The organism is Marininema mesophilum, from assembly GCF_900106775.1.
Classification (GTDB): domain Bacteria; phylum Bacillota; class Bacilli; order Thermoactinomycetales; family DSM-45169; genus Marininema; species Marininema mesophilum.
The window spans coordinates 135,118-159,635 of sequence record NZ_FNNQ01000003.1; the positions used below are offsets into that span (position 1 = coordinate 135,118).

Consider the following 24,518-nt stretch of genomic DNA (forward strand, 5'->3'; position numbering starts at 1 on the left):
ATCCTTTCTGCATCTTGCGGAAAGGATTTTTATTATATGGGCGGTGAGATGATGATCCATCTAAAGGGGATAGAGAAGACCTATCCATCGCGTTCAGGATCAAATCCTGTCAGTGCTTTGACAGAGGTAGATCTTGAAATCAAAGCGGGAGAGATTTATGGCATTATTGGTCGTAGTGGGGCGGGTAAAAGTACCTTGCTTCGTCTGGTAAATGGCTTAGAAGCCCCCTCGTCCGGTGAAGTATGGGTGGACGAGAAAGAGATTTCTCGCTTAGGGGAAAAGGATTTACGATTGGCGCGTACCAAAATCGGTATTATTTTTCAGCATTTTAATTTGTTATGGTCGCGCACGGTTTGGGAGAATGTCGCTTTTTCATTAGAAGTGGCAGGGAAGTCAAAAGGAGAAATCCGCGAAAAAGTGAGCGAACTCCTTGAACGTGTGGGATTGATGGATCGTGCCCATGCCTACCCGTCCCAGTTATCAGGTGGGCAGAAGCAACGGGTGGGGATCGCGCGTGCCCTTGCCAATAATCCAAAAGTATTATTGTGTGACGAAGCGACATCCGCTTTAGATCCGGAAACAACCGCGTCGATTTTACAACTTTTGCGCGATATCCATCGGGATACCGGGATTACCACGTTGCTGATCACCCACGAGATGAGCGTGGTAAAGTCGATTTGCCAGCAGGTGGCAGTGATGGATGGAGGTCGCATCATTGAACAGGGAAGGGTTGCCGACGTGTTCAAAAACCCAACTCACCCTGTGACAAAGCAATTTGTGCGTCAGACAGAGAATGAAGAAGTAGCTGATGCGGATACAGTCGGTACAGTGGTACATGTAAGGTTTCGTGATTTTGCCTCGGCTTGGAAGCGGCTTAGTGAGGAATCCACAGCTCGAGGGGTTCATATTCGTGTGCTTGCTGGAAGCATAAAACCCTCGGAAGCCTGGACCTTTGATCTCGAAGGTGGGCGTGAAAACGTAGCGCAGATACTGGATCTTCTCAAAGAGACCGCTGTGGAGACGGAGGTGATCGCTGGTGTTCAGTGAAGTGGATTGGAATTTAGTGTGGCAGGCTTTAGGAGAAACCGTTTATATGGTAGTGATTTCCTCCTTTTTCACAGCCCTGTTTGGAATTCCCTTGGGAATCCTGCTCGTGATCACGGATAAGAGACATATCTGGCAACATTCCTGGCTTCGAAAGGTGATAGGTGCTGTAGTTAATGTTTTCCGGGCGGTTCCTTTTATTATCTTGGTATTGATTTTGTTCCCAGTAGCGAAACTATTGGTAGGAACTAGTCTAGGAGCCACAGCAGCGACGATTCCCTTGATTGCTGGAGCGGCCCCCTTTTATGCTCGGATCGTTGAGACAGCGCTGCGCGAGGTGCCTTGGGGAGTTGTGGAGGCCGCTCGTGCAATGGGATCCACTCGCTTTGGTGTGGTTCGTAAGGTTCTCCTACCTGAAGCAACCCCAGCGTTAATCTCGGGGCTGACGGTTACCTGTGTGACATTGATCAGCTTTTCTGCGATGGCTGGAGTCGTTGGCGGGGGAGGCCTTGGGGATGCGGCCTTTCGGTATGGGTTCCAGTCCTTCAATGACGACATGTTATACATTTGTGGGATCCTGCTTGTTGCCCTGGTATTCATTGTTCAATGGATCGGGGATGGGTTATCCCGCCGCTTAGATAAGCGTTAACTGATCCTAAAATGGCCTTTATTGATAAACTTACAGAAAATCAGAAGATGTGGAGGAATCATTTCATGAAAAAGAAGATTGGACTCATCGCTCTTGGTATTTCATTGCTTGTTTCTCTTTCTGCTTGTGCTGGGGGGAATGAGAAAACGTTGAAGGTAGGGGCTTCCCAAGTTCCCCATGCGGAAATTCTCAACTATGTAAAACCCAAATTGAAGAAAGAAGGCGTCAATTTGGAAGTGCAGGTGTTCCAGGACTATATTTTGCCCAACAAGGCAGTGCAAGAAGGGGAATTGGATGCAAACTTCTTCCAACACGTTCCTTGGATGGAGAAAACCAATAAAGAGCGGGGATGGAACTTGAAAGATGTTGCCCCTGTGCATATTGAGCCACTCGGAGCCTATTCTAAAAAGATCAAGAACAAATCTGAACTGAAAAATGGTGCTACCGTTGCCTTCACCAATGCATCTAGCGAACAGAGCCGGGTACTTCTTCTTTTGGACAAAGAAGGGTTAATTAAGCTGGATAACCGCAAAGGGGATAAAACCCTGAAAAATATCAAATCCAACCCGAAAAAACTGAAGTTTAAGCTCATGGAAGCCGCTACATTGCCTCGTGTATTGGATCAGGTGGACCTCGCGGTGATTAATACAAACTACGCTTTACAAGCGAAGTTGGATCCTAAAAAGGATGCTGTTTTCCGTGAAGGGCCAGATTCCCCTTATGTGAACGTGCTTGCCGTGAAAAAAGGCAATGAAAAGAAAGATGCGATTAAAAAGCTGGCGAAGGCGTTGCAATCCAAAGATACACAGCAATTTATTAAAAAGAAATACAAAGGAAACATTATTCCTGCAGTTAAATAATAGGTTTCCCAATGCAACAAAAAGCCCCTGATCAATCTGATCAGGGGCTTTTTGTAGGAATCCACGAAACTAGAATGAGGCCGCTATCTCGATGATTGCTGACGAGGACGATAACTTTGTTTTCCAAAGTCGACCTGGGCTGTACCACTAGTGTGTTCAGCGATTTGATCCAAGAGAGATCGTTCTTCACCTACAGGAATCCACACGGGAAAGGTGACCGTATCTGTATATTGAGTCGCTTCCATCTCATAGCTGCTTAAACGTAGATCATGTTCGACTTTGCCCATCGCGTGATAATCCACCGTGATGGTTACATAGCTGTGGAGGACCCAAAGGAATGTGGGTGTCTGATCAAGACCTGCGGCCGCAGAGGAGCTATATGCCCGGATGAGTCCACCAGCCCCTAGTTTGATACCGCCGAAGTAGCGGGTTACTACGATGACGGTATCTGTGAGGCCGCGGTTGCGGATCACCTCTAAAATGGGGCGCCCGGCTGTACCTGCGGGTTCTCCATCATCTGAGGAGCGTTGTAAGTTGCCATGTTCTCGGACAACATAAGCGTAGCAGTTATGAGTCGCTTCTCGATGCATTTTTGTGATCTTTTGTACGAAGGATTGCGCTTCGACTTCTGTGTCGACACGATGAACATAGGCGATAAAACGAGATTTTTGAATGTGGAGCTCTGCTTCACTGTAGCCTGCAACAGTGGTATATGAAGTTGGTTTCGTCAAATTCCATCCCCCTTTCTCTGTCGGAAAATCCTTACTTGCTCTCGATGGATGAAAAAGGAACACTGGATATAGGAAGCTTTGTCGAAAGGGTAGCCGCATGAAGAGAGCTTGTTCTATCCTTGGAATCACCAACGGACGAGCACGTCCGGGTGAAAGGATGAGTTCTAAAATGGTCTTTATCGGAATATCACCCATTTATCAAGAATGTGTGGACCTTGGCTCTTCATCATCACGGTATCAACCTCCAGAAGAACGGATCACTCCTGTTCAAGTAAAGAAGAGTACTATGGAACGCTCCCTGGTAGGTCGTTTTCCACTTGTACTAGAGAGTCATCCCACAGAGGCAAATGCACCGGAATCTCCTCTTGGTTATCAACCGGAGGTACGGAGAGGACCACCGAATGAAAAAAGGGGTCCAGTCGATGCTGGGCTCCCCGATTGAGCATGAATAACCATCATGGCAAGAGTGGAAGACGGAGGTGCTTAGGATAAGCTAATAAATGTTCATCGCAGGTATTTGGCATTTACGCGGGTTGGGGTGAGAGAGGTACGCCTACAACACAAATTTCCTGTTAATCAGCAGGCTTCGTACGAAAAGGTTGGACAGGTTCCTTTTTCAGCCCCAACTGAGAGCGAAGAATACCACTCACTCGCTGACGTTCGGCGTCATCTACAAAATAATACCATAGCTTCATTCGGCGGTTTTCCCCCCGCAACCGCACGGATTGAATCTGCTTTTTAGGAATGCTTCGGTAAATGGATTGCAACTGGAGAGTATCCTTCGGTGGGATGCTCATCGATAGATTATTGCCCACACTGTCCAGAAGATCACCAATCTGGGTAAGGGTTTTTAGGCTCACTGCAGAGTCAAATAACTTTGTCAAGACTTCCTGTTGTCGGATATTTCGCCCTGCGTCACCCTGTGGGTCATGTTTTCTCATACGGACATAGGCAAGTGCTTCATTTCCATTAAGGCGTGTCGGGCCTGGCTTGAAGGAAATGACCTTACCACCTATCTGTTCTTGTTTAAAAGGGAATTTGACGTTGACATCTACCCCCCCTAAGGTGTTCACAACGTCTATAAACCCTTGAAAATTTACTTTGACGTAATAGTCGATAGGAACATTGAGGAAATGTTCCACTGTTTCGGCTGTATTTTTCACAGGGCCAGGACCCTGTGGATTTACCGCCTGCTGTCCGTAGTAGGCAGAGGAGTTAATTTTGCGATAATCTCCACCGGTATTTGCGATCGGAGCGTAAGTATCTCGTGGAATGCTCACTAAGCGCACAGAGTGTTTTTTCGGATTAATGGCGGCAAGTAAAATGACGTCCGAACGCCAATTGGACGTGGCTTTGCGCGAATCGGCTCCAATAAGGAGAATAGAAAAGGGTTCATCAAGAGTGACTGCTTGCTTCCGCTTATCCGTCTGATAAGGATCATAGGACTGCTTTATCGCTCCCCATATCTGGTAGAGAAAAACACCCGCTACTGTACAGAGAAGGAGAAGGCTGAGTAATGTGATCTTGAGCAAACGTTTTTTCCGTTGCTTTCTTTGAGAACGATGAGTTTGATTACGGTTGGCGTGACTTTGCCCCGTGTTGTTGTTGGACATCGAAATCCCCACTTGTCTATTCAGAGATTCCCCCTACTATCCAGCATTATCTTTCTTCATGATACTATTCCTGTAGGGGGTGCTCAAGAGAGAAAGATAGCCAATAGTAATAAAGGTAGAAAGGTCCTTCCCCCGGGGCCTTTTTTTGTAGCCTCTTCTTAGCATGGACTATTCACTGTATGTAGATTCGTTATGACTAACTCTATCCCGAAAATGGGATAAGTATCGTGACCCCTAATCCGTATCATTTTTTCAGATTGATGCCGATAGACACCGTTAGAGCCAAGGTTTGTGATTTTTACTAAAAATGTCATTTACAAACGTGCCAAAATTGAGATTGTATTTAGCATATTGTATATCCAATAGATTTCCATGCCCATCAAGTTAATCAACTCTTAATGTGTTGTCACTAGTATTATTAATCACAATATTTTTGTAATATATGGGTATCGTTTTATTTCCGCCAGCGATTAAGTAGCCATCAAAGGGAACGTTATTCCATACACGCTCTGGTGCTTTAGAAGGCGATTGCCGCATCTGCTATTCCTACTCCCGAAAAACTTAAAGCTACCACGGCAAAAGCAATAGTAAAATTTTAACCAGTCTCATTTGTACATTCCTCCCTAAATTCACTTCAGCTTAACTCAGCCCGCCTTGAGTAAAGCCCAAGGCGGGCTGAGTTAAGCTGAGTATAGGTAAACAGTTTAGAGAAGCGCAACCAAGCAAGGGCGGGTATCACTGAGCTCTTTCATCTGGCTTAGATCCTCTTTCAAAGGAGGATCTAAGCTGCTTTTTTTGTTTTTTTGCACCAAAGCCAGAATAAAGGCATAGGCATACGTATCGAATTCTCAATGCTATAGGATCGTTTTTTCACTTCTTTAGGGCACAGCCGGATAGACTTTCCGACGTTGAAACGCACGCGTCTCTCCACTGGATGGCAACGTTTCACCAGATAAAACCAGGTGTTTTATTTGAATCAACTGATACAGGAGTGAATGAAATGGCGTTTTATGACACAGGTCCCATACAGAATGTAAATATGAATGGTAGTCTGATTGCTACCCGTTTGCTTGTGAGGGTTGAAAATACAGGTTCAGGGTATCCCACCGCTCACATTCAGGTATATCGCATACCAGGTGGAAATTCAGGTGGACTTTCGCAACAAATTATTTTCGCAGAAAACGTATTTTCTCTGCAACCGTCTAATAATAAATCTGTCTTTACATTACCTCTTTCATTGAATCCAAGTATGCCTATCTTTGGAGTGAGAGTTACCACTTCCCCAGATCCAGGTGCTGGAGAGGACGTTGTGGCCACTGTATTTACCAAAGATTCAATGGGTAATGTTGTCGCTTCTCAAAGAGCATTACCTGGAGAAATGCTGATAAAAGGTAAGGGACCACAAGGTCCCACCGGAGCCACAGGTGCTACCGGATCGACGGGTGCTACCGGAGCCACCGGAGCCACCGGAGCCACCGGAGCCACCGGAGCTACCGGAGCTACCGGAGCCACCGGAGCTACCGGGGCCACCGGAGCCACCGGAGCCACCGGAGCCACCGGAGCCACTGGAGCAACGGGAGAAACAGGAGCTACTGGAGCCACCGGGGCCACCGGAGCTACTGGAGCTACCGGGGCCACCGGAGCCACCGGAGCTACCGGGGCCACCGGAGCCACCGGAGCTACCGGGGCCACCGGAGCCACCGGAGCTACCGGGGCTACTGGAGCCACCGGGGCTACTGGAGCCACCGGAGCTACGGGAGAAACAGGAGCTACCGGGGCTACTGGAGCCACCGGAGCCACCGGAGCTACTGGAGCCACCGGAGCTACCGGGGCTACTGGAGCCACCGGAGCCACCGGAGCTACCGGAGCCACCGGAGCCACCGGAGCCACCGGTGCTACAGGAGCAACGGGAGAAACAGGAGCTACTGGAGCCACCGGAGCTACCGGAGCCACTGGAGCCACCGGGGCTACAGGAGCTACTGGAGCCACTGGAGCTACCGGAGCTACTGGAGCTACCGGAGCCACCGGGGCTACTGGAGCTACTGGAGCTACCGGAGCCACCGGAGCTACCGGAGCCACCGGAGCTACCGGAGTCACCGGAGCTACCGGAGAAACAGGAGCTACCGGGGCCACCGGAGCTACTGGAGCCACTGGAGCAACGGGAGAAACAGGAGCTACCGGAGCTACTGGAGCTACCGGAGCTACCGGAGCTACTGGAGCTACCGGAGCTACCGGAGCCACCGGAGCCACTGGAGCAACGGGAGAAACAGGAGCTACTGGAGCCACCGGAGCTACCGGAGCCACTGGAGCCACCGGAGCTACAGGAGCAACGGGAGAAACAGGAGCTACTGGAGCCACCGGAGCTACCGGAGCCACCGGGGCTACTGGAGCCACCGGAGCTACGGGAGAAACAGGAGCTACCGGGGCTACTGGAGCCACCGGGGCTACTGGAGCCACCGGAGCCACCGGAACTACCGGAGCCACCGGAGCCACCGGAGCTACAGGAGCAACGGGAGAAACAGGAGCTACTGGAGCCACCGGAGCCACCGGAGCTACCGGAGCCACCGGGGCTACTGGAGCCACCGGAGCTACGGGAGAAACAGGAGCTACCGGGGCTACTGGAGCCACCGGGGCTACTGGAGCCACCGGAGCCACCGGAACTACCGGAGCCACCGGAGCCACCGGAGCTACAGGAGCAACGGGAGAAACAGGAGCTACTGGAGCCACCGGAGCCACCGGAGCTACCGGAGCCACCGGGGCTACTGGAGCCACCGGAGCTACGGGAGAAACAGGAGCTACCGGGGCTACTGGAGCCACCGGGGCTACTGGAGCCACCGGAGCCACCGGAGCTACCGGAGCCACCGGAGCCACCGGTGCTACAGGAGCAACGGGAGAAACAGGAGCTACTGGAGCCACCGGAGCTACCGGGGCTACTGGAGCCACTGGAGCCACCGGAGCCACCGGAGCCACAGGAGCTACCGGAGCCACCGGAGCCACCGGAGCTACCGGAGCTACCGGATTATAGGTGCTGCTGGAGCGACGGGTGCTGTACTAGGGTGAGATGGAGTTCTTTTTCCCGAAAAGGTAATTGATTAACTAACTCCTTGGGTATTACCAATTAACGGACTGTATATAATATACAGTCCGTTTTCGTGTGCGTAAGACAATCGATATTCTTTTGTTAAACTATTCATCATCGTCCGTTCCTCTTCTCGATGCATACGGATTAGTTATTCTTTGAACGACCCATCGTAATGTTTCCTTGCTTTAGTAGTTCACCTATCGATTTTGAATGTCAGTATTACGAACAGGTCCAAGTTGCGTTAATCGTAGGCTTTTACTTGGAGTGGCAGGCATGATAGGATGATTTGCCTCACGATGCAACTATTCATTTGCATTGCTCAATCCCAAGAACTCATGTCCGCAAAGGCTATGTCAGGCTTACACCGTCATAACAATCAGTATGTGTCCTTTCATTTTTTGTACGTTTTATTGACTCAGTATTAAGAGGTGAGTATATTGATATCACAAACAGACATTACACAAGATAATCAGCTGGTTCCTAGCAAAAAAAATCGCATGACCATTAGTTTATGTATGATAGTCAAAGATGAAGAATCTAATATCGGACGCTGCCTGAATAGTGTTAAGAATCTCGTTGATGAGATTGTTATTATAGATACAGGATCTCAAGATATGACTAAAAAAATTGTTAAAAATTACACAGATAACATATTTGATTTTAAATGGAGTGATGATTTTTCTAGTGCAAGAAATTTTTCATTTAAAAAAGCTCGCATGGATTATATCCTTTGGTTAGATGCAGATGATGTAATTAAAGAAGTCGATCAAGATAAATTTATCGAACTCCTAGATAATTTAAAACCTGAGGTTGATGCTGTTTCCATGCCTTATCACCTAGAACTTGATAGTAAAGGAAAACCAACTGTTAGCCTACGTCGTCATCGATTGGTGAAAAGGATTCGACAATTTCAGTGGCAAGGAGTGATTCATGAATATCTTCCTGTGAGTGGATACATTATCGAAAGTGAAGTGGCTATAACTCATCAACGAATTAAACATGATAAAAACCGTAATATATTGATCTATGAACGTAAATTGGAAAAAGGAGAAGAATTGACTCCTCGAGATCTTTATTATTATGCCAATGAGTGTACTGATCATTGTTTATATAAAAAAGCTATTAAATACTACCGTAAATTTCTAGAATGTAAAAAAGGTTGGATAGAAGATGAAATAGCAGCCTGCGGAAAAATATCAGACTGCTATAATTATTTAGATAATTGGGAACTAAGTTTAGAGTCAGCGCTACGTTCTCTTTATTATGATGTTCCTCGAGCAGAAAATTGCTGTCGGTTAGGGTATCTGTTCTTAAATAAGAAGAAGTATTCGCAAGCAATCTATTGGTATACACAAGCTTTAGAAGCGAAAAAACCCTCACATGGTTTAATAAATCATGCCTGTTATTCTTGGCTTCCTCACTTACAGTTATGTGTTATTTATGATCAGTTATATCAATATGAAAAAGCACATTATCATAATGAATTGGCAGCTTTATCTACTGATCATCCTAGTATTCAGTATAATAGAGATTACTTCAGTAGGGAGAGGAATCTCCCCCCTGACGTGTGACGTGGTCAAGCAAATTGTAACAGAGTATAATCAAGCGGATCGAGCTTCCATAGGAAGGTCGAATATGATGGTAGTACCGAAAAATAAAATCGCAGATGAGAGAGTACAGATGAGGTTCGTCGTAAATGGTTGATGAAGATGCTCATACTTGAGTTTGCCAAAAGTTTCTGGTGCGAAAAGTGGCGGATTGTAATATGAAGTGCGACACTACAATCCGCCATAATAAAAAGAAACTGGAGTCTTTTCTAGCAAAGGGGATTACCCTAGTTACTCAAGCGGAGGGGGATCAAACTTGACACTTTCTAACATCACGAGCATTGTGATTCCTGTTCGCAATCAGATGAGTTATACAAAACAATGTATCGAAAGCGTCCGTGAGCATACAGCACAGGGCAGTTTCGAATTAATCGTTATCGATAATGATTCTGATGATGGAATCGGTGCATGGCTTGCTGAACAAGAGGATATTTACTTAATTAGTAATCCAGAAAACGTTGGTTTTCCTAGAGCTTGTAATCAGGGTATCCAGGTGGCCAAGGGAATACGAATTCTTCTATTAAATAATGATACCGTCGTCACATATCGGTGGTTAGAAAATTTAATCGACTGTCTGGAAAGTCATACGAATATTGGCGCAGTAGGTCCAGTGACCAATTATGCTTCTTATGGAACCGCGATACCCGTTCCTTATCAGAATGTAGAGGAGATGCAGTCCTTCGCTAAAAGCCATAACCAAAGTGACCCGTCCCTATGGGAGGAGCGAGCTAAGCTCATTGGATTCTGTCTACTTATGCGAAAGGATGCTTTGGAAAAGGTAGGAGAATTGGATGAGCGCTTCTCTCTGGGTAACTACGAAGACGATGATTGGTGTTTTCGAGCGCGAATGGAAGGATATCGCTTATTTCTTTGTCGGGATACCTTTGTCCATCATCATGGGAGTGCTTCCTTTGGTCAAGCAGGGAATCTCTTCGCCCAAATTTTAGAACGTAATCGCAGCATCTTTCAGGATAAATGGAGACTCGATCCGATTAAGGCATTTCATACGCGGTATGAGCACATAGAGTGGATGGATTTGGAGTGGGAAAGGGAACAAAAGGTATTAGAAATTGGATGTGGTGCAGGTGCGACATTTTTAGCGTTGCGAAATCAATACCCTATGATTCGTTTGTATGGAGTGGAATCCAATAAAAATGCTGCGATTGCTTCCTCTGGAGCAGGGGAAGTTGTGGAACAGGAATTAGATGCTCCTCTACCCTGGCCAGAGGATTTTTTCGATCACATTCTACTCGGCGATTGTTTAACCAACGTCAAAGAACCAGTTATGTTTTTGCAACGCATAAAAACTTATCTAAAAAAAGATGGAGCATTGTTTGCTTTATTCCCTAACTTTTGTCACTACGGGACACTTTCTCGTCTATTAGAAGGTCATGTATTAGAGGGTACGGATCATCGGTTTACTTGGTTATCGATTCAGTCCATTCTCGAAAAAGCTGGCTTGCAACGGATTTCAGTGAAGGGCCTGACCCACCCAGATCTTTCAGAGGAAGTGAAGCAATGGATTGATTCCTTAACTGCCCTATCCTCACCTGAGATGAAGGAACACTATATGAATCATCAGTATTCCATAAAAGCTTTTCGGTAAAAAAATGGTGTATCCCATGGAATACACTGCTCGATAGAGGTATACTTTTTCTCTCTTGATCTTCAAGTAAGTCTCATCCACTCTCATGAACCATTAGTGGGTTTTAAATAACGAAGGCGTTTCGTCCCAGCTCAGGTCCATACGCGTACACCGATCTCATGATCGTAGTATGCGCCATCTAAAACTATCATTTACACAATATTTCGTAAGCTTGACTGATACTTGAGAACCACCGTACGGTAAGGAGAATGATCTCTGGTTGCTTTAAAACTACTCTACACGATGGAGCTTCTTTTTTATCCTAAAGTACGGCTAACGACCGCCCTGATCGCATATAATGCAATGTTATTACTTACTTTAAAGAGAGGAGAATCAAATTGGGAATTAAACTGTCTATTTTAATACCTTCAATACCTGGAAGGTTGACTCACTTAGCTCGAATGGTTAGTGAGTTAGAAAGACAATCTCAGCAACTTCCTGTTGAAATTTTAGTGTTGATTGACAATAAAAAAAGCTCAATAGGAGTTAAGAGAAATGTACTGCTCAACCAAGCGCAAGGGGAATTTATAACTTTTGTTGATGATGACGATCGAGTAGAGACAGACTATATCCATACTTTATTAGAAACAATTTATAACCATCCCGATGCGGATTGTATTCCATTTGATGTTGAAGTGAATTTAAGTGGACTCAGTAAAAAGATTTGTAAATATGATATTCAGTACTCACATTCTGAGGATGATCATTATTACTACAGAAAACCCAATCATATTATGTGTTATGCAAAAAAAATTGCTGTTAAACATAAATATATGGATATAAATTATGGAGAAGACGATGAATGGGCAGAAAGAGCTAGTAAATTAGTTCAAAAACAGATTAAAATCGATAAAGTTCTATACTATTATGATTATGTATTAAAGAGACCATCTGATAATCCAGGATTAAGAATGTGGGAAAATCAGTTAATGTCGCAAAACATTTTAGGCGCTGAATGAGTGATCAAAACCAAAACCATTTTATGAAGGATACAAACGTTTTTTGCATCAGAACCGCCCAAAACTATTCCTTTATTGAAAGGAGAGTAAAAATCGAATATGCAAATTCCGCAAGAAATAGAGAATATGACAACAGCTTGGAGAGGCCATGAGAAATTCGCTATATGGTTGATAAAGAAATTACAACCAAGTACTATAGTTGATTTAGGTATAGATTATGGATTTTCTACTTTTTCCTTAGCACTACCCAAGATAGGTACAGTTTATGGAATCGATTCTTTTCAAGGGGATCAAAATACGGGGTACCGAGATACTTATGGGGAGGTAATGAAGACTAAAGCAGTTTTATATGAAAGATATGGTATAGAGGTTCAAATTATAAAGGATGATTTCACTAAAGTATCGAAAAAATGGAAAAAAAAGATTGACTTACTACACATAGACGGTGGCCATACCTATTGCAGCGTTAAAACAGATTTTCTCCATTGGTTCCCTCATGTAAAAGAAAATGGGGTTATTTTGATGCATGATGTTGTTTCTTTTCCAGAAGTAAAAAAAGTATATCATGAATCCAATTTGTATCGTTGCTATTTTTCTCATTCAGCTGGATTGGGAGTTTTATCTAGAAATAAAGAAATAATTGAAACAATAGCAAATAAATACGATCTTGAAGTGGAATTTCCCGATCATCATAAAACCGTTTGTTTTATTCACACATGTACAATTAATAATTGGTTAGAAATATTAGCAAGACAACTAGAACGATTAAATTCAACAGGCTTGTATGAAAAATTAGATGCCATATTTCTTAATATTGCTACCGATCAAGTCAATAAAAATGTAGATATTGTAGAAAGGTTGAATGCTAAGGGATTAGTGCGTAAATATGACAAAATTCAATTTTGTATAACGCATGACATCGATAGGTGGGAAAGATCAACTCTAGAATGGCTACATCAATACTGTAAAACAAGCACTCATAATGTGAGGGTCTTATATTTCCATACAAAAGGGGTGAGGCGATTTGGTACACCTTATGAATCTAATGTATGCGATTGGATTAATTTAATGGAAACAGTATTAATTGATCATTATAAAATTTGCTTAAAATATCTAAAAGAGGTAGATATTTGTGGAGTAAATTATTCAGAATATCCAAAGTATCATTTTTCAGGAAACTTTTGGTGGGCTAATAGTGATTATATTAAGCAATTGAATGCGAAAATTGGGTCAACTTATCATTGTCCGGAGTTTTGGGCTTTAAATCATGACTCTGTTAAATTTTGTTGTATTTTTGATTCAAAGATTGATCATTATCAGACTCCATTTCCTGATAATCTCATTCCTAGACATTTCCAACCTACATTTTATGTAGGTACGGGTGCCAAATCAAGATAGTAGAGTCCGATATGCTGTGTTAAATAGGGTAGGTTGGAACATGACTTCGTACCATCTTACCGTAAATATAGAGGACATGATGGGTTGTTTCAGAACGTTCAGGGGATGGTTCGCTTACAATTAGAAGATGTTCAAGAATGATGGGATAAATAATAAAACGGGAAGTGGATAGCTATGAAGCCAAAAATAGTATCGATTTCTAAAAGAAATGCTCATTTTAATGTATTATTCCATCCAAAGAACAGTTGGATATGGAATGATATTCATCGTAATAATTGGGAGGAATATACGTTTGATATTTTTGATAGATTTTTGAGTTCAGACCATACTTATCTGGATATAGGCGCGTGGATCGGACCTACAGTTTTGTACGCAGCACAAATAGCTAAACATGTATATGCAGTAGAACCAGATCCGGTTGCATTTGGGGAGTTGACTACAAATTTTAGCTTAAACTCTGCCATCAGTTCAAGGATAACCCTAATAAATTCTGCGTTATCTACAAAAACGGGAATGACACATTTATATTCAAGACATTCTTTTGGTGACTCTGTCTCTAGCCTCATTCCCACGATTTCCGATCAATCATGTATTGTGGAATGTATTACGATAGCTGACTTGATTAGGAAATATAGTATTAAAGATTTAAATTTTGTTAAAATAGATATCGAAGGTGGTGAATATTTATTAATTCCACATTTGAGAGAATTTTTAGAAACAGAAAAACCAACTTTATATCTATCCCTACATCCGTTATTTCTCAAACAAAATATCAGTCGAAAATGTCGTGACAAAACCGAAATTAGAAATTATTTTAATAAAATAACCAAAAATATGATAGATTCACTACATATGTATAAATATAAATATGATAATTATGGCAATATTATAGAAGATGAAGTTTTGCTAGGTAGAGAGCAAAATGGAGAGTTTATATTTACAAATGAACGTTGGTAATCTAGCCAGATGGGAGAACCACCTGCGTATCTCCACTGGATGGCACGTTTCACCAAATGAAACTAGTTGTTTTATTTGGATCAACTGATACAGGAGTGAATTAAATGGCTTTTTATGACACAGGTCCCATACAGAATGTAAATACGGATGGTAGTCTGATTGCTACCAGTTTGCTTGTGAGGGTTGAAAATACAGGTTCAGGGTATCCCAACGCTCACGTTCAGGTATATCGCATACCAGGTGGAAATTCAGGTGGATTTTCGCAACAAATTATTTTCGCAGAAAACGTATTTTCTCTGCAACCGTCTGGTAATAAATCTGTCTTTACATTACCTCTTTCATTGAATCCAAGCATGCCTATCTTTGGAGTGAGAGTTACCACTTCCCCAGATCCAGGTGCTGGAGAGGACGTTGTGGCCACTGTATTTACCAAAGATTCAATGGGTAATGTTGTCGCTTCTCAAAGAGCATTACCTGGAGAATGAAAAAAGAAGTTCTGGTGCAATTTCTTGGGCTTTCAGTCGGCATCAATCTGTAAAAAAAGAGATGGCAGACTGGATCCAGGTACAAGAAAACGTGGGATTGGACGTCTTAGTTCATGGGGAGTTTGAGCGAACGGATATGGTCGAGTACTTTGGCGAAAAGCTAGATGGATTTGCCGTTACTCGTGAAGGCTGGGTGCAATCCTATGGTTCTCGATGTGTGAAACCACCTATTCTTTTTGGAGATGTGGCCTTCTGTTCCCCGATGACAGTCGCAGAGAGCGTTTATGCCCAGAGTTTGACGAAGAAACCGATCAAGGGAATGCTAACCGGGCCTGTGACCATCTTAAACTGGTCTTTTGTTCGAGATGATCTGCCGCGATCAGAAACGGCCTGTCAAGTGGCACTCGCTTTACGGGAAGAGGTAAAATCCCTTCAGAGCAGGGAGGTAGTTCTCCCATATAACCAGCGAAGTTAGTAAGATCTGAACACTAATTTCTAATGAAACTCGAATGGATGCTGATCAACAACTCCGATTTGTCTGCGTGAGAAAGTCCCCAAATCCTTGAAAATTGAGGGTCGGGGACTTTTTCGCCCGCCATCTAGCTGGAATCGACGGACACTCGCTTCATAGAAGCGAATTGTGCTTCAAGCCATGAACACCGTATGCTTGGTGAACGTATATTAATTGTAGGAATCTACCTAACCGAAAGCTAATGTTAATAAGCGAAAATATGTGATGGGAGGATCATACTCCCTACTTGTAATGAAGACAGGGATCATGTATTCTTAGAATGGATTTCAAATGAAACGGACCCTTTATCTGAAGGGCACAATGCCCACTAATAAAGGTGTTATAAAGAAGTCTTTTTTTCTTTGGAATAAAAAGATTTGAAGGGGGAGCTGAATTAATGGATCATACCCGTCGCAGTCTATTTACCTCGGAATCGGTGACGGCGGGTCACCCGGATAAAATCTGTGATCAGATTTCCGATTCCGTCTTGGATGAAATTCTTTCCCGTGACCCCAATGCTCGTGTTGCTTGTGAAACCTCGGTAACTACTGGTCTTGTCTTGGTTTCTGGAGAGATTTCGACCAGTTGTTATGTAGATATTCCTCGTATCGTTCGGGATACAATCCGTGATATCGGCTATACCCGTGCTAAATATGGATTTGATGCGGCCACTTGTGCGGTTCTTACTTCTATTGATGAACAATCAGCGGATATTGCCGCTGGGGTAGACGTAGCGTTGGAGAAACGGGAAGGGTCAATGAGCGAAGAGGAAATTGAAGCGATTGGTGCCGGGGATCAGGGTCTAATGTTTGGCTTTGCGGTCAATGAGACGCCAGAGTTGATGCCTTTACCTATCTCCCTCTCCCATCAATTAGCTCGTCGCCTTCATGAGATGCGGGTAGATGGTACCCTTAATTACTTGCGTCCGGATGGGAAAACCCAAGTATCTGTGGAGTATGAAGGGGAGAAGCCTGTTCGTATTGATGCAGTGGTTGTTTCTACCCAACATGCAGAAGAGATCAGCCTAGAGCAAATCAAGGCAGATATTCAAAAACACGTGATTGAACCTGTCGTTCCCCAGGAGATGTTGGATGAGAACACGAAGTATTTCATCAACCCAACGGGACGTTTTGTTATCGGTGGACCGATGGGGGATGCAGGTTTGACGGGTCGGAAAATTATCGTGGATACTTATGGTGGATACGCTCGCCATGGCGGAGGTGCCTTCTCGGGTAAAGATCCAACCAAAGTGGATCGTTCTGGTGCCTACGCTGCACGCTATGTAGCTAAAAACATCGTCGCTGCAGGCCTTGCAGATAAATGTGAAGTACAGCTTGCCTACGCAATTGGAGTGGCTCGTCCAGTATCCATCCGGGTGGAGACCTTTGGCACAGGGAAGGTAGAAGAACAAGAGTTGGTCAGCCTCGTGCGGAAACACTTTGATCTACGTCCAGCAGGTATTATTCGTCAACTGGACTTACGCCGCCCTATTTACCGCCAGACAGCGGCATACGGTCACTTTGGGCGTACGGATATTGAAGTTCCTTGGGAGAAAACAGATTTGGCAGAGGTATTGCGTCAGGAATCTTCACTTTAATTTACTAGATGAGTATAAAAGAAAGACCGTAGCCATTGCTACGGTCTTTTTGTTTCGATTTCCCTCAGAACCCCATAGTGGCACAGTGCATATACTAGGGGCAAAAGGAGGGCATATCCCATGGCACTCATTCTGTGGACGGTTGTAGTTTACGGTGTGCTAAGGTATTTATCGGTCCTTTTTAGCGGAATATTCAGTTATTCATCTCATTCTGATACAAAACGACTGGTTTTGATGACGGAAAATAGTCAAGGCTCCATCGAAGGAGTGATACGGTCGTATTTTCTACGTCAACAGTTGCTCGGTTGTAAGGCGGAGGTGGTCTGTGTAGATACAGGATCATCGGATGATACGCAGTCGATTCTAACGAAATTGCAACAACGTTATCCATCGATGGAAATCCGCATGCTGACAGGTAGTGCAATGACCCATCCATCATTATGGGGAAAAGAAGCATCCGTAATTGATCTGCGTTGTAGAAACCAAAGAGGATGTTTTACGTATAAATGATAAATAGGAATGGAGGGAAGAGAGGAGAGGATATGTGGACGTCGTGGTTTATCAGGTTATGGATAGGCTGTTGATGACACTCGATTTAATGACAGATAAGTTTTTTTGGCGTAGCCAAGGGATGGAGATCGCGGGCGAAGAGCGGCTTCCATCTATCGGACAAGCCTATCGGAGGTTAGGAGAGCAAGTTAACTCTCCCTTTCGGGTCGAAATGATTCTTACAGAGGAAATCGAGGAGTGGGGAGAGAGGGAACCGCAAATATACCGGTTAGAACGTCGTGCACAAAAGCTACAAGAGTGGATGGTTGGGCGGTCTCTGCTATGGCCAGAGGTAAGCCGACTTGTGCAATATCACCGAGGAGAAGCTGTGAGTGAGCAGGCCTTGAGAGCGACTATTCAGTGGCTTTATCTGACTGGGCGAGTGGAGTTGCTACCTGGTGTGGCAATCTCTCCTGTGGCTTCCCATCGTCGGTGCCATCGGTGTGGAGGAGGTCCAACAGGGATTGATCTTGTGGAATGCGCTCGATGCGGGGGGCCATGCGCACTCTGTGAGTCCTGTGTAATGCTAGGCGGGAGTCGGACATGTCTACCCTTGGTGAGAACTTCTTTATTGCTTCAGAAAAGGGAGAAAATCAAACCTCCTCTCCTTTTTACACCAACCCTCACTTCAGCTCAAATGGATGCCTCCAACGCATGCCTTCAATGGTTGATAGGGAACAAATCAGAGCTTTTGGTATGGGCAGTCACAGGTTCAGGAAAGACGGAAATGCTCTTTCCAACTCTGCAACACGTGATAGCATCAGGTGGAGTTGTTTTATGGACAGCCCCCCGTCGCGATGTAATTAAAGAGCTTTCCCATCGATTAAGGCAGGCCTTTCCAGAAGTGAAGCAGGTAACACTCCATGGAGAGAGCCAGGAGGTTTGGCATGATGGACAGTTATATATTGCGACGGTTCACCAGTTGATCCGTTTTTACCATTATTTTGACTTGGTGGTTGTGGATGAGGCAGATGCTTGGCCACTGTATGGGGTAGACCGATTGGAATCGGCCTTAGTAAGGGCGACAGCCATTCATGGTAAAAAAATTGCAGTGACAGCAACCCCTGCAAAACCCTGGCGAAGACGAATAAAAGCAGGAAATTTACCAGTAGTTACGCTGCCTGCCCGTTATCATGGCTACCCCCTTCCTGTACCAAGACTCATCTGGCAAAGAAATCTTTGGCGGATACTCAAAAAAGGAAAACCACTTCCTGATTTAGAATGTTTTCTAAATCGAGTCCATCAAACGAAGGGACAAGCTTTTCTATTTGTTCCTCGAGTAAGTGATATCAAGATCCTCCTTACCTGGTTGAAGAAGGTTCTTGCCGCGAATATGTTTACAAGGTGTAAAGCGGTCTCTGGACGGGAAGGAGAGAGGGGGAAACGGATCGAAGAATTCCGGCAGGGGAAGATATGGTTGCTGGTTACGACAACCATATTGGAACGAGGAATCACGGTGCCAAGGTGTCATGTGGGAGTGATCGGGGCGGATCATCCGATCTTCGATGTGGCTTCCCTGGTGCAAATTGCTGGACGAGTGGGACGGTCCGCATCATATCGCGCGGGTGAAGTATGTTTCTTCTCTTCCCTTCGGACCGATGTACAAAGGGATACGATACGTGAGATTAATGGATGTAACCGCTTAGCGAAGGAACGTGGCTATATAGTTGAGAGGGAGAAAAAGTTATGATGGGCTGGTGGGAAACTTTTTTCCCAACCCCAACATGTTGCCTCTGTGGTTCCCCCTATCGAGCACCAGGCTGGGCTCCCATTTGGAAGCGAATCTGCTCTCCCTGTATTGAACGTCTCTTTCCGATTCGTGGGGAAGTGTGTCCAAGATGTGGTCGCCCGCAGTCAATAAGGGGTCATTGTTCAGATTGCCAGAGAATGGTTCAGACATTCCTAGAAGCGAATCGGAGTAGTCTTTCCTATCGATCTTATACGAGAGAGAGTATTCACCTCTTCAAATTCCGGGGGAAAGTAAGTCTTGCAACTCCCTTCGCAGAGATGATGACTCTTACCCTTGTTCAGGCGAAGTGGCATATTGATAGGATCACTTATGTCCCATTACATGCAACAAGACTTACTGAACGTGGATTTAATCAGGCAGAATTATTAGCGCGGTTAGTGGCTAGGCGTCTACGTATCCCTCTTGTCCACTGTTTGGAACGAAGGGTAGTCACCCCCTTTCAAAGTCATCAAGGAAGACGAGCTCGTCAACAAACTCTAATCGATGCGTTTGTGTTGAAGTCAGGCTTGGAGCGGGATGTAGCTGATAAGTGCTGGTTACTAGTCGATGATGTTTATACCACAGGGGCTACCTTACAAGAATGTGCTTCCCTCTTAAAAAAAGCGGGGGCAACAAAAGTATATTCTCTTACTCTAGCTCGATGATGGAGGGTGATAGATGAGGAAGATTGCTAGTTCATTTTTCGGATAAGGTCATGAAAAAGTGTATACAGGTGCGATTTTTGGGAAAGAAAGAGGATAGAGTTCTCCTAAACTACCATTTTGAAAAAGGAGTGGGTTTTCTTGAATAAAACGGAGTTGATCGATCAAGTCGCTAGCACCATGGGTAAGACGAGGAAAGAGACAACGTTATTAGTGGAAGCTGTATTGGATAGCATTTCAGAAGCACTACGCCAAGGAGAAAAAGTATCCCTCATCGGGTTTGGTAACTTTGAAGTAAGAGAGCGTGCTGCACGGACTGGGCGCAATCCGCAAACTGGAGAGGCCATCCAGATTGAAGCGAGCAAAGTGCCTGCATTTAAGCCAGGAAAGCAATTGAAGGAATCTGTGAATTAATCAACCATGAGTTGATTTACTCTAAGACCGCCGTAAATGAAGGCGGTCTTATTTTATTGTGGCCGCAGAGTTGACAAGCAAGAACCTGTAAACGAAAATGAAAAAAATGACCATCCATCCATCACGATTCTCATCCGACCCAGATTGGAAGGTTTCTTTGTGATAGAGGGGGTGAGCTGAAGAGTTAATTGATTAACTATTCAAATATCATATCCAGGGGAGAAATTGGGTAGCAAGTCGTCAATGGTAACGTAAGCTGTTCATTTCAGTTTTCAAGGAGGCGTTACCCATGAAGAAACGCAGATTGCTTTGGCTGTCCTTATTACTCATGGTTGCTCTGGTTTCTGGATGTGGGCAATCGGATGGTGGAGGAACAAAGAATTTACTAAAAGTGGGAACAGATGCAGCGTATCCTCCCTTTGAAAAGCAAGAGGGGAACGGGGATATCGTAGGCTTTGATATCGATGTTATTAAAGCGATTGCTAAAGCTGAGGGGTTAGATGTGAGCGTCCAACATACAGGGTGGGATCCCCTATTTGAAGCGGTGAAGCGCGGTAAAGTGGATGCAGGAATCTCAGCGATGACGATCAATTCCGAACGGCAAAAGAAATTTGATTTTTCGAAATCGTATTTTGATGCCAAGCAGACGATCCTTTTGCCCAAATCCTCTAAAGCGAAGAGATTAAAGGATCTAAAAGGGAGGAAAATCGGCGTTCAATCAGGTACGACGGGTGAAGCTGTTGTACAAAAAAACTTTGGTAAAACTTATCAAGGTATCAAGGGTTACGAAGATACTCCATCAGCAATTGATGACTTGTATAACGGACGTGTGGATGCTGTCGTTGCTGATGATGGAGTGGTAAAAGACTACCTGAAGAATCGGATGAAAAACAAATTTAAAATGGTGGAGGATCCATCATTTGAGCCTGAGTATTATGGGATCATTGTCAAAAAAGGGAACAAGAAATTGTTGAAGAAAATCAATTCAGGTTTAAAGACGATTCAGAGTAATGGGGTATACGATAAAATTTACACAAAATATTTCGGCAAAAAGAAGTAGGGATAAATGGCTGGAGGGGTGCAAAGGACTCCCCAGCCATTTAACATCGGACAAGCTCTTTGCTTCAGTAATATCGTGTGAAGATGGATGTTAGATGGAACTGGCAAAATGATGTACCTAGTACGTCACTTTTTATAGAAGTGTTTAGTTAGAGGATGTTCGCAAACTTTTAGTTGCTTCTTTTTGACTGTGGATAATGTGGATAACTCTGTGCATAAGTTACCAGTTGGAAAAAGAAAATGCTGTTTTTGTTGGTTTCAAATCCAAAGAAAAGGGGCTTTCTTATGGATTGGTCAGTCATCGTGGAGTATAAAGATTTGTTCATCCGAGGTCTATTCTATACAACTGTATTGACGATTGGAGCTGTTTTCACGGGCCTTGTGATTGGCTTATCTCTCGGTCTTATGCGTTTATCTAAAAAGAGGCTCATCTATGTCCCAGCAAAATTATATATCGATGTGTTTCGTGGAACGCCTCTCTTGCTCCAAATACTCTTTATTCATTTAGCCCTCCTCCCAGCGGTTACAAAGGACCTACTTGGCCTTAATAGCCCAGACGCCATTTTATCTGGTTTTGTAGCACTCTCTCTAAACGCGGGCGCATATATTGCAGAGATCTTTCGTGGGGGAATCCAATCGATCGAAAAAGGTCAGACAGAAGCGGCACGTTCCTTAGGAATGTCCCATAGTCAAGCGATGCGCCATATCATACTACCCCAGGCATTTAAGCGGATGCTGCCACCGCTAGGCAATGAGTTTATCGCATTACTGAAAGATTCTTCCCTTGTCAGTGTGATCGCTGTCAATGATCTGATCTATGCGGCCCAAACCACAGCCAAAGTGACCTGGGAGCGATGGGCGCCGTATATTACAGCGGGTGTGCTCTACTTCATCCTTACCTATTTGTTATCGAGAGTCGTTTTCTGGCTTGAAAAACGATACAGCACGGAGGAGGAGAGATGACACCGATGATACAAATTGAGGGTTTACGAAAACGGTTTGGCCAAAGCGAAGTATTGAAGGGGATTGATCTTCACATCCGCGAAAAGGAAGTTATATCCATTATTGGTCCCAGTGGGTCGGGTAAAAGTACCCTCCTTCGCTGTATGAATCTGTTGGAGGAAGTGAGTGAAGGAAAGGTCATTGTGGATGGGAATGATTTAACCGACTCGCGCACCGATATTAATCACGTTCGTACGGAGATGGGCATGGTGTTTCAGCAATTTAATTTGTTCCCCCATAAGCGGGTGCTTGATAATATTACGTTGGCTCCGATTGAGGTAAGAAAATGGGAGCGGGAGGCGGCAGAGAAGAAGGCGTATCTTTTATTAGATAAGGTAGGCTTGCGTGAAAAAGCGGATAGCTGGCCAAGTCAACTCTCGGGAGGACAGATGCAACGAGTCGCAATCGCTCGTGCACTGGCGATGGACCCGAAGGTGATGCTCTTTGATGAGCCAACCTCCGCGTTAGATCCGGAGATGATCGGCGAGGTGTTGGCGGTAATGAAGGAGTTGGCAAATGAAGGAATGACGATGGTGGTCGTTACCCATGAAATGGGATTTGCTCGAGAGGTATGTGATCGTGTTCTCTTTATGGATGAAGGAAGAATCGAAGAGGAGGGAGCTCCAAATGAACTATTTTCTCATCCCAAAAGAGAGAGAACTCGGTCATTTCTGGGGAAGGTTCTCTGAGAAAAAATCCCCAATTAAAGTGTTTTTTCCTTGACTTTCCCTAAAGTCGGGTGCTATAGTGTAATGGCATGAAGAGGGCTACATAGTCTTTACCATGTGCATCACATTAAGAAGGGATTGTTCTTATGCTGGGCAAAGTTAAATGGTTCAACGCGGAGAAAGGTTATGGTTTCATCGAGCGTGATGGTGGCGAAGACGTATTCGTACACTACTCAGCAATCCAAGAAGAAGGATTTAAATCGCTTGACGAAGGTCAAAGCGTTGAGTTTGAAATCGTGGATGGACCGCGTGGACCTCAGGCTGCAAATGTAACCAAGGCCCTCTAAATCTAACATCGATTTCAACCCCTCTGGGAGTTATCCTAGAGGGGTTTTGCTTTGCTTTAAAGTGGAACTCTAGGTGAATCCACCGATGGATCTTATGGGGTAATTTGTCGAAATCGTGGCGATTGGTATAAGTTTCTGTAAAAATTTCGTTGAAAAAGGGAGGTATGTTTCTGAAAAAACGGGAATAGATACAGTAGAAAGCGAGAAGGGGGATTCGCTTAATGAAATACAATGTGCGTGGGAATAACATCGAGTTGACGGATGCTCTCCGTGAGTATGTCGAAAAGAAGCTGAGCCGGATGGAGAAGTATTTTGACTCCACACAAACGACAGAAGCATTCGTTTCGATGAGCGTGTTCAAGGACGAGCATAAGGTGGAGGTGACTGTACCTTTTCCAGGTGTTTTGGTTCGAGCGGAAGAAGCTTCTGAGAATATGTACGCTTCCATTGATAATGTGCTGGAAAAATTGGAACGCCAAATCCGTAAGTACAAGACCAAGGTCAACCGAAAGTTCCGGCAAGATGGCACTCTTCGCAACCTAGAAAATGGGGCGGCCCCTGAGGCGCAGACGGCGTTACTTGACGAGGAAGAGGAGAATGAGTTCGAGGTCGTGCGTACGAAGCGATTTAATTTAAAACCAATGGACATGGAAGAAGCCATTATGCAGATGGATATGCTAGGTCACAACTTCTTTGTCTTTTCAAACTCGCTCACCGATCAGGTGAACGTAGTCTACAAACGGAATGATGGCCGGTATGGTCTCATCGAACCGGAATGAGGTCAACGGTTTTTAACCATGAGTAGCGGCTACGGCCGCTACTTTTTGGTGTTATTCGTTAACCTTTTTGTGAAAAGGTGAAAATAGTGGCCTTTTTTTGTTAAACTAATAGATAGTATCTTCCATTCGGATATCCATACAGGAAATATTACCAGACACCATAGGGGTGTA

23 protein-coding genes and 2 pseudogenes are annotated in these 24,518 nt (G+C 44.5%); 22 read left to right on the forward strand and 3 right to left on the reverse strand.

Translation table 11 applies throughout. The annotated features are described in order from the left end of the window. Positions 1-51 precede the first annotated feature (51 nt). The 3 genes from BLV90_RS04170 to BLV90_RS04180 all read left to right on the forward strand — a co-directional run bounded on the left by BLV90_RS04170 (position 52) and on the right by BLV90_RS04180 (position 2,553). The gene (locus BLV90_RS04170) at positions 52-1,047 is read left to right on the forward strand and encodes a methionine ABC transporter ATP-binding protein (RefSeq protein ID WP_091737023.1); all 996 of its coding nucleotides are present in this window, start codon (positions 52-54) and stop codon (positions 1,045-1,047) included. Next, positions 1,037-1,693, forward strand: coding sequence for a methionine ABC transporter permease (locus BLV90_RS04175; protein WP_091736650.1), 657 nt, complete (start codon positions 1,037-1,039; stop codon positions 1,691-1,693). The genes BLV90_RS04170 and BLV90_RS04175 overlap by 11 nt, the downstream gene beginning before the upstream one ends. A 65-nt stretch (positions 1,694-1,758) precedes the next feature. After that, positions 1,759-2,553, forward strand: a complete 795-nt coding sequence (locus BLV90_RS04180) for a MetQ/NlpA family ABC transporter substrate-binding protein (protein ID WP_091736659.1) — start codon at positions 1,759-1,761, stop codon at positions 2,551-2,553. Between the two features lie 83 nt (positions 2,554-2,636). Here BLV90_RS04180 and BLV90_RS04185 read toward each other — a convergent pair whose 3' ends face one another. Then, the gene (locus tag BLV90_RS04185) at positions 2,637-3,284 is read right to left on the reverse strand and encodes a YigZ family protein (RefSeq protein WP_245726247.1); all 648 of its coding nucleotides are present in this window, start codon (positions 3,282-3,284) and stop codon (positions 2,637-2,639) included. Between the two features lie 169 nt (positions 3,285-3,453). On the opposite strand from BLV90_RS04185, the gene BLV90_RS04190 reads away from it, so the two are divergent. Then, entirely contained in the window at positions 3,454-3,726 is a 273-nt protein-coding gene (locus tag BLV90_RS04190) for a hypothetical protein (RefSeq protein ID WP_091736668.1), read from the forward strand. Positions 3,727-3,856: 130 nt separating this feature from the next. Here the strand turns inward: BLV90_RS04190 and BLV90_RS04195 are convergent, their stop codons facing one another. Continuing rightward, entirely contained in the window at positions 3,857-4,897 is a 1,041-nt protein-coding gene (locus BLV90_RS04195; RefSeq protein ID WP_091736674.1) for an LCP family protein, read from the reverse strand. Between the two features lie 1,424 nt (positions 4,898-6,321). On the opposite strand from BLV90_RS04195, the gene BLV90_RS16390 reads away from it, so the two are divergent. The 3 genes from BLV90_RS16390 (at position 6,322) to BLV90_RS04210 (ending at position 11,192) form a co-directional block, all read left to right on the forward strand. Further along, entirely contained in the window at positions 6,322-7,989 is a 1,668-nt protein-coding gene (locus BLV90_RS16390) for a hypothetical protein (RefSeq protein WP_218142282.1), read from the forward strand. Between the two features lie 505 nt (positions 7,990-8,494). Further along, a complete protein-coding gene (locus BLV90_RS04205; RefSeq protein ID WP_091737029.1) occupies positions 8,495-9,550 on the forward strand; it encodes a glycosyltransferase in 1,056 nt (351 codons plus the stop codon). A gap of 292 nt (positions 9,551-9,842) precedes the next feature. After that, the gene (locus BLV90_RS04210) at positions 9,843-11,192 is read left to right on the forward strand and encodes a glycosyltransferase (RefSeq protein WP_091736676.1); all 1,350 of its coding nucleotides are present in this window, start codon (positions 9,843-9,845) and stop codon (positions 11,190-11,192) included. A 3-nt stretch (positions 11,193-11,195) separates the two neighbouring features. On the opposite strand, the pseudogene BLV90_RS16500 reads toward BLV90_RS04210, so the two are convergent. Beyond that, positions 11,196-11,445: pseudogene (locus BLV90_RS16500) on the reverse strand (DDE-type integrase/transposase/recombinase); the annotation flags it as partial. Between the two features lie 124 nt (positions 11,446-11,569). Between BLV90_RS16500 and BLV90_RS04215 the strand changes: the two are divergent. The 15 genes and pseudogenes from BLV90_RS04215 to hpf all read left to right on the forward strand — a co-directional run bounded on the left by BLV90_RS04215 (position 11,570) and on the right by hpf (position 24,347). Beyond that, positions 11,570-12,190, forward strand: coding sequence for a glycosyltransferase family A protein (locus BLV90_RS04215; RefSeq protein ID WP_245726248.1), 621 nt, complete (start codon positions 11,570-11,572; stop codon positions 12,188-12,190). Positions 12,191-12,289: 99 nt separating this feature from the next. Continuing rightward, complete coding sequence (locus BLV90_RS04220) at positions 12,290-13,588, forward strand: class I SAM-dependent methyltransferase (RefSeq protein WP_091736678.1); 1,299 nt, start codon at positions 12,290-12,292, stop codon at positions 13,586-13,588. A gap of 174 nt (positions 13,589-13,762) precedes the next feature. Next, positions 13,763-14,545: an FkbM family methyltransferase gene (locus tag BLV90_RS04225; RefSeq protein WP_091736680.1), complete on the forward strand. Its 783-nt coding sequence runs from the start codon at positions 13,763-13,765 to the stop codon at positions 14,543-14,545. Between the two features lie 104 nt (positions 14,546-14,649). Beyond that, the gene (locus BLV90_RS04230) at positions 14,650-15,030 is read left to right on the forward strand and encodes a hypothetical protein (protein ID WP_091736682.1); all 381 of its coding nucleotides are present in this window, start codon (positions 14,650-14,652) and stop codon (positions 15,028-15,030) included. A 25-nt stretch (positions 15,031-15,055) separates the two neighbouring features. Continuing rightward, positions 15,056-15,469: pseudogene (locus tag BLV90_RS04235) on the forward strand (5-methyltetrahydropteroyltriglutamate--homocysteine S-methyltransferase); the annotation flags it as partial. Between the two features lie 469 nt (positions 15,470-15,938). Beyond that, positions 15,939-17,138: a methionine adenosyltransferase gene (metK, locus tag BLV90_RS04240; RefSeq protein ID WP_091736686.1), complete on the forward strand. Its 1,200-nt coding sequence runs from the start codon at positions 15,939-15,941 to the stop codon at positions 17,136-17,138. A gap of 120 nt (positions 17,139-17,258) precedes the next feature. After that, positions 17,259-17,648, forward strand: coding sequence for a glycosyltransferase family protein (locus BLV90_RS04245; protein ID WP_091736688.1), 390 nt, complete (start codon positions 17,259-17,261; stop codon positions 17,646-17,648). Between the two features lie 34 nt (positions 17,649-17,682). Beyond that, the gene (locus tag BLV90_RS04250) at positions 17,683-19,377 is read left to right on the forward strand and encodes a helicase-related protein (RefSeq protein ID WP_091736691.1); all 1,695 of its coding nucleotides are present in this window, start codon (positions 17,683-17,685) and stop codon (positions 19,375-19,377) included. Then, positions 19,374-20,081, forward strand: coding sequence for a ComF family protein (locus BLV90_RS04255; RefSeq protein WP_091736694.1), 708 nt, complete (start codon positions 19,374-19,376; stop codon positions 20,079-20,081). Before BLV90_RS04250 ends, BLV90_RS04255 begins: the two co-directional genes overlap by 4 nt. A gap of 138 nt (positions 20,082-20,219) precedes the next feature. Next, positions 20,220-20,492, forward strand: a complete 273-nt coding sequence (locus BLV90_RS04260) for an HU family DNA-binding protein (protein WP_091736697.1) — start codon at positions 20,220-20,222, stop codon at positions 20,490-20,492. Between the two features lie 289 nt (positions 20,493-20,781). Beyond that, positions 20,782-21,552 (forward strand): basic amino acid ABC transporter substrate-binding protein, encoded by a 771-nt coding sequence (locus tag BLV90_RS04265; protein ID WP_091736699.1) that lies wholly within the window; start codon positions 20,782-20,784, stop codon positions 21,550-21,552. 284 nt (positions 21,553-21,836) lie between these two features. Continuing rightward, positions 21,837-22,514, forward strand: a complete 678-nt coding sequence (locus BLV90_RS04270) for an amino acid ABC transporter permease (RefSeq protein WP_091736701.1) — start codon at positions 21,837-21,839, stop codon at positions 22,512-22,514. A 5-nt stretch (positions 22,515-22,519) separates the two neighbouring features. Next, complete coding sequence (locus BLV90_RS04275; protein WP_091737036.1) at positions 22,520-23,242, forward strand: amino acid ABC transporter ATP-binding protein; 723 nt, start codon at positions 22,520-22,522, stop codon at positions 23,240-23,242. 125 nt (positions 23,243-23,367) lie between these two features. Continuing rightward, entirely contained in the window at positions 23,368-23,568 is a 201-nt protein-coding gene (locus tag BLV90_RS04280; RefSeq protein ID WP_091736715.1) for a cold shock domain-containing protein, read from the forward strand. 221 nt (positions 23,569-23,789) lie between these two features. Further along, the gene (hpf, locus tag BLV90_RS04285) at positions 23,790-24,347 is read left to right on the forward strand and encodes a ribosome hibernation-promoting factor, HPF/YfiA family (RefSeq protein ID WP_091736718.1); all 558 of its coding nucleotides are present in this window, start codon (positions 23,790-23,792) and stop codon (positions 24,345-24,347) included. The last annotated feature ends 171 nt before the right edge of the window (positions 24,348-24,518 follow it).

Excerpts from the sequence above, each read along its gene's own strand:
- BLV90_RS04180 (WP_091736659.1), top strand. The coding sequence starts at position 1,759 with ATGAAAAAGAAGATTGGACTCATCGCTCTTGGTATTTCATTGCTTGTT.
- BLV90_RS04190 (WP_091736668.1), top strand. The coding sequence starts at position 3,454 with ATGGTCTTTATCGGAATATCACCCATTTATCAAGAATGTGTGGACCTT.
- BLV90_RS04245 (WP_091736688.1), top strand. The coding sequence starts at position 17,259 with ATGGCACTCATTCTGTGGACGGTTGTAGTTTACGGTGTGCTAAGGTAT.
- BLV90_RS04230 (WP_091736682.1), top strand. The coding sequence starts at position 14,650 with ATGGCTTTTTATGACACAGGTCCCATACAGAATGTAAATACGGATGGT.
- BLV90_RS04275 (WP_091737036.1), top strand. The coding sequence starts at position 22,520 with ATGATACAAATTGAGGGTTTACGAAAACGGTTTGGCCAAAGCGAAGTA.
- BLV90_RS04225 (WP_091736680.1), top strand. The coding sequence starts at position 13,763 with ATGAAGCCAAAAATAGTATCGATTTCTAAAAGAAATGCTCATTTTAAT.
- BLV90_RS04270 (WP_091736701.1), top strand. The coding sequence starts at position 21,837 with ATGGATTGGTCAGTCATCGTGGAGTATAAAGATTTGTTCATCCGAGGT.
- BLV90_RS04265 (WP_091736699.1), top strand. The coding sequence starts at position 20,782 with ATGAAGAAACGCAGATTGCTTTGGCTGTCCTTATTACTCATGGTTGCT.
- BLV90_RS04170 (WP_091737023.1), top strand. The coding sequence starts at position 52 with ATGATCCATCTAAAGGGGATAGAGAAGACCTATCCATCGCGTTCAGGA.
- metK (WP_091736686.1), top strand. The coding sequence starts at position 15,939 with ATGGATCATACCCGTCGCAGTCTATTTACCTCGGAATCGGTGACGGCG.
- BLV90_RS04195 (WP_091736674.1), bottom strand. The coding sequence starts at position 4,897 with ATGTCCAACAACAACACGGGGCAAAGTCACGCCAACCGTAATCAAACT.
- hpf (WP_091736718.1), top strand. The coding sequence starts at position 23,790 with ATGAAATACAATGTGCGTGGGAATAACATCGAGTTGACGGATGCTCTC.
- BLV90_RS04220 (WP_091736678.1), top strand. The coding sequence starts at position 12,290 with ATGCAAATTCCGCAAGAAATAGAGAATATGACAACAGCTTGGAGAGGC.
- BLV90_RS04255 (WP_091736694.1), top strand. The coding sequence starts at position 19,374 with ATGATGGGCTGGTGGGAAACTTTTTTCCCAACCCCAACATGTTGCCTC.
- BLV90_RS04280 (WP_091736715.1), top strand. The coding sequence starts at position 23,368 with ATGCTGGGCAAAGTTAAATGGTTCAACGCGGAGAAAGGTTATGGTTTC.
- BLV90_RS04205 (WP_091737029.1), top strand. The coding sequence starts at position 8,495 with ATGATAGTCAAAGATGAAGAATCTAATATCGGACGCTGCCTGAATAGT.